General features: G+C 45.5%; 9 protein-coding genes. 8 read left to right on the top strand and 1 reads right to left on the bottom strand.

Annotated features, from left to right (window positions below):
- Positions 1 to 493 (top strand): hypothetical protein (locus ABFQ95_06420; protein MEN8237157.1); only part of this gene is annotated, 493 nt, incomplete at its 5' end.
- A gap of 19 nt (positions 494 to 512) precedes the next feature.
- Positions 513 to 1,304, top strand: coding sequence for an outer membrane beta-barrel protein (locus ABFQ95_06415; protein ID MEN8237156.1), 792 nt, complete (start codon positions 513 to 515; stop codon positions 1,302 to 1,304).
- Between the two features lie 485 nt (positions 1,305 to 1,789).
- Here the strand turns inward: ABFQ95_06415 and ABFQ95_06410 are convergent, their stop codons facing one another.
- Positions 1,790 to 2,284, bottom strand: coding sequence for an RT0821/Lpp0805 family surface protein (locus ABFQ95_06410; GenBank protein ID MEN8237155.1), 495 nt, complete (start codon positions 2,282 to 2,284; stop codon positions 1,790 to 1,792).
- 263 nt (positions 2,285 to 2,547) lie between these two features.
- On the opposite strand from ABFQ95_06410, the gene ABFQ95_06405 reads away from it, so the two are divergent.
- The 6 genes from ABFQ95_06405 to ABFQ95_06380 all read left to right on the top strand — a co-directional run bounded on the left by ABFQ95_06405 (position 2,548) and on the right by ABFQ95_06380 (position 7,870).
- The gene (locus tag ABFQ95_06405) at positions 2,548 to 3,459 is read left to right on the top strand and encodes a cation diffusion facilitator family transporter (protein MEN8237154.1); all 912 of its coding nucleotides are present in this window, start codon (positions 2,548 to 2,550) and stop codon (positions 3,457 to 3,459) included.
- A gap of 112 nt (positions 3,460 to 3,571) precedes the next feature.
- Positions 3,572 to 4,303: a Bax inhibitor-1/YccA family protein gene (locus ABFQ95_06400; protein MEN8237153.1), complete on the top strand. Its 732-nt coding sequence runs from the start codon at positions 3,572 to 3,574 to the stop codon at positions 4,301 to 4,303.
- Positions 4,304 to 4,521: 218 nt separating this feature from the next.
- Positions 4,522 to 4,920 carry a succinate dehydrogenase, cytochrome b556 subunit gene (sdhC, locus tag ABFQ95_06395; GenBank protein MEN8237152.1) on the top strand — a complete coding sequence of 133 codons (399 nt, stop codon included), beginning with the start codon at positions 4,522 to 4,524 and terminating at the stop codon, positions 4,918 to 4,920.
- Complete coding sequence (gene sdhD, locus ABFQ95_06390) at positions 4,917 to 5,309, top strand: succinate dehydrogenase, hydrophobic membrane anchor protein (protein MEN8237151.1); 393 nt, start codon at positions 4,917 to 4,919, stop codon at positions 5,307 to 5,309. Before sdhC ends, sdhD begins: the two co-directional genes overlap by 4 nt.
- A complete protein-coding gene (gene sdhA, locus ABFQ95_06385; GenBank protein MEN8237150.1) occupies positions 5,306 to 7,096 on the top strand; it encodes a succinate dehydrogenase flavoprotein subunit in 1,791 nt (596 codons plus the stop codon). Before sdhD ends, sdhA begins: the two co-directional genes overlap by 4 nt.
- 3 nt (positions 7,097 to 7,099) lie before the next feature.
- On the top strand, positions 7,100 to 7,870 hold the full coding sequence (locus ABFQ95_06380) for a succinate dehydrogenase iron-sulfur subunit (GenBank protein ID MEN8237149.1): 771 nt from the start codon (positions 7,100 to 7,102) through the stop codon (positions 7,868 to 7,870).
- The last annotated feature ends 139 nt before the right edge of the window (positions 7,871 to 8,009 follow it).

Raw genomic sequence — 8,009 nt, 5'->3', positions numbered from 1 at the left:
CAACCTCACTACTGCGGTTAATAATGTAGCTGGGACACTGGGTGGCGCAAATCCAGATTTATTTTCAAATTCCACAGCAATTCAGAATGCCGTAGGTCAAGGAGGAGTTGACATAACAGCTGATTTGCAAACAGTTAATAATCTCATAGACCCAAACGTTAATCCAGCCAACCTCACTACTGCGGTTAGGAATGTAGCTGGGATACTGGGTGGTGGTGAAGATCTATTGGCTAGATCTCGGGCTATTCTAAATGATGTGGATCAAGATGGAAATAGCGTAACAGAATCTCTGAATTTTATTAGGCCACAGCTGATAGCAGTGATTCAAAGGGCTGCAGGAATAGATACACAATTCAGACGAATAAGGGTTGAAACGGCACCAAATAGCGGAGTTTTCACAGATGTTCCCAATATAAGCATCCCTGAAACCGATGACGATCTTGATGCTATACTTACTTGGTTTATAGACAATAACATTGGCAGATTGGGATAACAAAGGTGAGGCTACGACGATGAAGAAAACCCTAATTTTAACCATGGTTTTAGAGTGCGTTCCATTGGTTCCAGGACGTGCTACTGAGGTCAAACAGGCACTAGGTTCTGAAAGTCAAGCAAATGCAACTATGAAAAATGCGCTTGGTGCTGGCTCTGGTATTGGAGCAAAAGATAGTCCCGTTAATGGATTTAATGCAGGAGTGCAAATTGGTTTTGTTGCTACTGATTCTAAGGTCAAGATTGGGGCTGGAACATTACCGGGGATGCCAAACATTAACAGCAAGTCAGACGTTTCCGGGGAAGGTATAGCAGGTGGAGTTCACTTTGGCTGGGGTTATCTGACCGATGAATATATCTACCTGGGTTTAGAAGCTAATGCAAATTTGGCTGATGCCGATGGCAGTACATCATTTTTTATTCTCAATACCCCAAAATTAACAACTAAAGTTGAAGTGACCCAACTTTATGATCTAAGTGCACGTTTCGGGTATTTATACCAAAATGCAGCTCTGCCTTATTTAAAGGCGGGCATTGCTTTGGGTCATTGGAAGGCAAATTCAAAAACGAATGTAAACCTTTCAGGTTCATCATCTAAGTACAGGATCGGAGTAGTTGTTGGTGCTGGTGCAGATATTCCGGTTAACAGTGAATTCACTTTTGGTGGAGAATATACATTTTCTACTTATAGTAGCTTTAGTCATGACGTATCTTTTCCCAATGGAGATAATCCCTTTAGAGTAAAGGTTGAGCCAAAGACGCACAGCCTCATGTTGAACATGAGGTACAAGCTTCTTAATTCGCCTTTTTAACCGGTCATTGTGCGCTGCACCCTTGGACTGAAGGTTTTAATTTCCCACGGATTGAAACTTGAAAAGAACGCGGTTGCCCTATCGTTGCACGGACTAAGCAGCTACAAATATTTTAAAAATCAGCCAAGTAGCTCATATAATGATGCTAGTTGGCTAAATTATGGTAGAGCATGCAACCTTTCATTATCAAATTAAACGAGAATTTCATCGGCCGTGAGCGTGAGCAGTCGGAGCTAAAAGAGATTGGAACCAATGGCATTCGGTTAACAGAAAGATTTGTGTATACTGCACCCATTCAACTATAAAATGGGGGAGGGTAATCTCTCAATAAACCCCTTAAAAAATGGGCTTGCGGGAATAGTCAAAAGATAAAGAAGGATTAACCGAATGCCATTGGTGGGGCAGATCCCCACAGAATAATGTAGCAACGCGTCCATTAAACCACGCCTGAAAATTAGAAGTTATTTCGCACTCATTCCTAAGCTCTAAGCAGTGCCTTCAGACATAATCTTCCAAGAACCGTCCGCCTGGCGGCAGGCTCTTCCGTAAGCTTGCTCGCGTTTTCCGCCGACCATGACAGTTGTGGTGTATTCACGGCAAGGAGTACCTTGTGGAGGAACGTATGTCTTGTTGACGATCATAGATCCAGAGTTTCCAGAGTTTGGATTGTTCCAAGAGCTGGCTTGACCGTCAGGGGCATGCTCAAAGGTTTGCTGAGCTGTACGGTTGGCCATCATACGATCGGTATCATCCAAGCCCTTACCAATGGTGCCACCAACGTAGCCACCAATAAGCGCGCCTGCAATGGTTGCAGCCGTCTTGCCTTTACCTTTACCGATTGTGGAGCCTAAAACACCGCCGCCAACACCACCTAGCAGGGTTCCTGCGGTTTGTTTGGTGCCACCTGTGGTGCAACCGCATCCCATGGCAGCAATGGCTAGCACTGCAATCAATTGACTTTTTGAATATGATTTCATCATTGTGATCTCCTAGAAAACTACTTCACTCATTTATATTTCTTAAAATATCTATTACACTCCCAGCATACATAAGTATTGAGGGTAAAAGCAAGAAAATTGGGGGTGGTTCAGAAAAGGGGGCTCTTGGGTTACACACCTCGACCGTCATCCTGAAGGTGTGTAACCCAAGAGCCCACTCTTTTGAACCATGCCGAAAATTGGCTTTTCAAATCACCAAAATCGGGCATAATGCTTGCAAGAAATTCGATAGAAAGGAATGAAAAGTGTCGGATCTACCAGAAGCCCCACTGCTTGCGCAAAAAGCGCGTCTTGTTCGCTATGCCAGTTACGCTTCTGTATCCATTGCAATTGTTTTAATCTTTGGAAAGTGTGTTGGTTGGTGGATGACACAAGCGGTTAGCTTGCAGGCGACACTGATTGATTCCTTGCTAGATGCTGCTGCATCGGCAATTAATGTTGTCGCTGTACGCCATGCGCAACGTCCTGCCAATAAAAAATACCGTTTTGGCCATGGCAAAGTCGAAGCCATTGCGGCTCTTGGTCAATCGATTTTTATTGCTGGCTCTGCCTGCTGGCTCTTGTATGAGGCAGCTAGCCGTCTAGTTCACCCCCAGTTCGTACAAGAGACGTTGATTGGAATCTGGGTGATGGTGTTTGCTATGATTTTGACCTTAGGCTTAATTTTGTTTCAAAACTACGTTGTGGCACGTACCAACTCTGCCGCCATTCGTGCTGACTCGCTCCATTATCGCAGTGATTTTTTGATTAATGGCGGCGTGATTATCTCTCTGGTAGCTTCAGAGTGGTTTGCATCAAGTTGGGTGGATCCGGTCGTGGGGGCACTCATTGCAATTTATATTTTGCACACGGCTTGGACAATTGTTGCTGAAGCCTCTGGGATCCTCATGGATCGAGAGCTTGGGGATAACGTGCGCCATCGTGTAACGCAGATTGCTGGGACTCACCCAAAAGTCTACGGTATTCATGAGTTGCGTACCCGCTCTTCAGGTCTTCGAAAGTTCATACAGTTGCACCTTGAGCTTGATGGCAAGATGACTTTAAACCAGGCGCACTCAGTCGCTGACGAAGTGGAAGAATTGGTGTTGAAAGAGTTTCCCGAAGCTGAAGTCCTCATCCACCAAGATCCTGAAGGGTTGGTGGAGAAGCGTGGATAGTACTTGTCATTGCGCCCAGTCTCACCGTATGATTTGCCTTTTTGTGTCAATAGTATTATAAATATAGGTACAGATTGGTAAACTCTCACCTTAAAAAACATGAGGTATTCACATGACACAGAATTCACCCTTTGATCGTACCTACCAAGCTCCTGCATCGACGAGAGATGCTTCTGGAGATAAAGTTGACCAGGGTTTAAGAGCCTATATGCTCTCTGTTTACAACTACATGGCCTTAGGTCTTGGAATTACGGGTGTAGTGGCCTTTCTGACTGCATCGTCGCCTGCTATGATGGATGCGATTTTTGGAACCCCTTTGCGTTGGGTGGTCTTGTTTGCTCCGCTTGGTTTTGTCTTTTTCATCAGTGCACGAATTGAACGTATGCAAGCCAGCACGGCACAAATGCTCTTTTGGACCTACTCTGGAATTAATGGATTCTGCTTTGCCATATTGCTCCATGTATACGAGGGATCGAGCATTGCCCGGGTATTCTTTATTTCAGCCGGCATGTTTGCAGCCATGAGTCTTTATGGGTATACAACACGTAAAGACCTGAGTGGTGTTGGCTCATTCTGTTTCATGGGGCTCATTGGAGTGATCATCGCTTCCATCGTAAATATTTTTATCGCAAGTTCCGTGATGCATTTTGCAATTTCGATCATTGGCGTTCTGGTTTTTGTGGGATTGACTGCTTATGACACCCAAAAAATAAAGGGGATGTACTACGCCGCAGACTCTGGTGAAGTTTCTACTAAAAAAGCTGTCCTGGGTGCATTAACCCTGTATCTTGACTTTATCAATTTGTTCTTGTTTTTGCTCCGTCTGCTTGGAAATCGCCGCTAAGCCCAAGAACACATAGGGGCAGAGCGCCATAAAAGGCGCATCTGCCGTTATTTAGCTTACCTACTCGTTTTGCATAAGAACCGTGCGGTTTTGTGAAAGTAGGGTGATCGTGTCCAAAGTCTGAAGAATCGCACTCCTGCCAAACAAATACCCTTTCTTTTCCATTCTTTTTGTCTTAAAATCAAACCAAATATAACTAAAAATTTAGGGAAATTGGTATGTCACATAAGCGACCTCTTTCACCGCACTTGCAAATTTATAAACCGCAGCTAACCTCTGTATTATCGATTATGCACCGCCTGACAGGTGTTTTTCTAAGTGCTGGAGCTGTTGTTTTTGCGCTGTGGATTTTATCTCTTGCTCAAGGGCCTGAGTATTTTAAATGCATGCAGTGGTTCACCTACCATTTTATTGGTCGCACATTTTTGCTTGCATGGACCTTTGCTTTTTTTTATCACTTATGCAATGGGATTCGGCACTTGTTTTGGGACGCAGGCTATGGCTATGAACTACCACAGGTTTACAAAAGTGGCTGGGCCGTGGTGTTATCATCGTTTGCCTTAACTTTTGCAACCTGGAGTTTTGGATACTTTATCAGAGGAGAGGTGACGATATGATCACCAATTTGCTGCGACACATTTCGGGTTTAGGCCCATCGCCGCAGTCGAGCCAGCTCTGGTGGATGCAACGTGTGACAGCTCTGGCACTTGTGCCTTTGGGGCTGTGGTTGATTATTGCTGTGCTTTTCTTAATGGATGACAGTTATCAGTCGGTGTATGCCTGGGTGCAATCGATGCCCAATACCATTGGGTTGATCGTCTTTACTTTGGCAGCTTTTCATCATGCGCAATTGGGTATGCAGGTCATCTACGAAGATTACTTACCCCAGGAGTGGTTGAAACTAATTGCGATTTTGCTGACCAAGACTTTCTTTCTTGTGTTGGGGCTTGCGGTTATTTTGGCAATTTTGCGGATTTATGTTTCACCTTTGAGAGATGTTTTATGAGTAAGGCGTACGAGATTATCGACCACACACACGATGTGGTCATTGTTGGATCGGGTGGTGCGGGCCTGCGCGCCGCCTTGGGCATGAGCGCCGCTGGGCTTTCAACCGCTTGTGTTACCAAGGTATTTCCCACCCGCAGTCATACGATTGCAGCTCAAGGTGGCATTAGTGCTGCCCTCAATAACATGTCTGATGGAGATAACTGGAAGTACCATTTTTATGACACAGTTAAAGGATCGGATTGGCTAGGGGACCAAGATGCCATTGCTTATATGTGCCGGCATGCCATTCCTGCTGTAGTCGAGCTGGAACACATGGGGGTTCCTTTTTCCCGCACCGATGCGGGAGGTATTTACCAGAGAAAATTTGGCGGCCATATGGTTGGTTATGGAAAGTCTATGGCAAGTCGTACGTGTGCAGCTGCTGATCGAACGGGTCACGCCATTTTGCATACCCTTTATCAACAGTGCCTCAAGCACAGGGCAGAATTCTTTATTGAGTATTTTGTACTTGATCTCATTATGGAAGAGGGTCAGTGCCGGGGCGTCATGGCCTGGAATTTGGAAGATGGAACAATTCATAGGTTTACAGCGCAAATCGTCGTTCTGGCCACTGGTGGCCATGGAAGAACTTATTTTTCTTGCACAGGTGCGCACACCTGTACCGGAGATGGGAATGGAATAGCGTTGCGAGCAGGCCTACCTCTCCAAGATATGGAATTTGTACAATTCCATCCCACCGGTATTTATGGAGTAGGGTGTCTAATTACAGAAGGAGCCCGAGGCGAAGGCGGATACCTTACCAATTCAGAAGGTGAGCGTTTTATGCAGCGCTATGCACCAACGGCAAAAGATTTAGCTTCAAGAGATGTAACCTCGCGTGCGATAGCAACAGAAGTGCGAGAGGGCCGTGGCGTGGGTGATAAAAAAGATCATGCCCATCTGCACCTTGAACATCTTGATCCTGATGTATTAGCGCAGCGTCTGCCTGGGATTTCTGAAACCGCTCGCATTTTTGCAAGCGTTGATGTCACGAAAGAACCAATTCCAGTCATTCCTACTGTGCACTACAACATGGGAGGAATCCCAACGAATATTCATGGAGAAGTCGTCAATCCTACCAAGAAAGATCCCAATGCGGTTGTGAAAGGATTAATGGCAATTGGTGAAGGTGCTTGTGTTTCAGTACATGGTGCCAATCGTTTGGGAGCTAACTCATTATTAGATATTGTGGTATTTGGCAGAGCAGCGGCTCTACGTGCAGCTGAACTCATTGAGCATTCGACTTCTATCAAGCCATTACCGTCCGAAGCAGGCAGAGAAAGTGTCGAGCGACTGGAACGACTTTGCAACAACAAAGGGCAGTTTAAAACCAGCGAGATTCGTTTGAAAATGCAACACACCATGCAACAGCAATGTGGTGTATTTCGCACACAGCAGATTTTGCAAAAGGGGGTGGAAATGATCAATGCAGTACAACCGTTGCTGGATGAAATTGTTGTCAATGATAAATCGATGATTTGGAATTCAGATTTAGTCGAAGCCCTTGAGCTGGAAAACCTTCTGGCCCAGGCCATTGTGACTCTAAATGCAGCTTTAAATCGTCAGGAAAGCCGTGGGGCGCACGCCCGGGAAGATTTTCCCGAGCGTGATGATGATAAATGGCTAAAGCATACGGTGACGTGGCTTGAAGGCAAAACCAAGGTCAAAATTGATTATCGGCCTGTAACTCTGGAAACTGATACAGATGAGGTTGAGTCTGTGCCTTTGCAAAAGCGAGTTTATTGAATCATGGTTCAGCTGCGCCTTCCCAAAGAATTTAGAGTGGTTGTCGGCAAAACGCACAAAGCCGCACTGGATGCTAAAAACATTAAAAAGTTTAAAGTGTACCGCTGGGATCCAGATCAAGGCGGTAATCCCCGATTGGACATCTATGAAGTTGACTTGGATACTTGCGGGCCGATGGTGTTGGATGCCTTGATTAAGATCAAAGATGAGGTCGACACTACATTGACCTTCCGCCGTTCCTGCCGTGAAGGTGTTTGCGGCAGTTGTGCGATGAATATTAATGGGGTCAACACGCTTGCGTGTACCTTGCCAATTTCCGCAAATGATAAGGCTGACAAAGTTTACCCCTTACCGCATATGCAAGTGGTGAAGGATTTGGTACCTGATTTATCGAAAGCCTGCGAGCAATACACGTCTGTGCGCCCGTGGATGCAGAATGAATCAGCAACTCCACCAGATAAAGAACGCAGGCAAAGCAAGCAAGAACGAGCACAATTGGATGGCCTGTGGGAGTGTATTTTATGCTTTTGTTGCACAACCAGTTGTCCGAGCTATTGGTGGAACGAGGATAAGTACCTCGGACCTGCAACCTTGTTGCAAGCCGAACGTTGGATTGCCGATAGTCGTGACGACCACCAGGCAGATCGGTTGGGTCAACTCGAAGATACTTTCAAGCTTTACCGCTGCCATACCATTATGAACTGCACCAAGACGTGCCCAAAAAATCTGAATCCCGCCAAAGCCATTGGTAATATTAAAAAGCGATTGGCTTGATGTACCCGTAAGTAGAAAGACCTGGCTCTTTTGCGTTTTGACCCAAGTTCAGAGAAAAGTGCTTCGAAAACCTCAAAAATCGCCTAATTTCAAAAAAAATTTATTGAAAATAAAGGGCTGCGAGGCGTTGGAGGTCCAA

It is taken from the genome of Pseudomonadota bacterium, from assembly GCA_039714795.1.
In the GTDB taxonomy this organism is placed as follows: Bacteria; Pseudomonadota; Alphaproteobacteria; order JAGOMX01; family JAGOMX01; genus JBDLIP01.
Note: the sequence above shows the minus strand (reverse complement) of the source record. Positions and strands in the feature narration are given on the sequence as shown.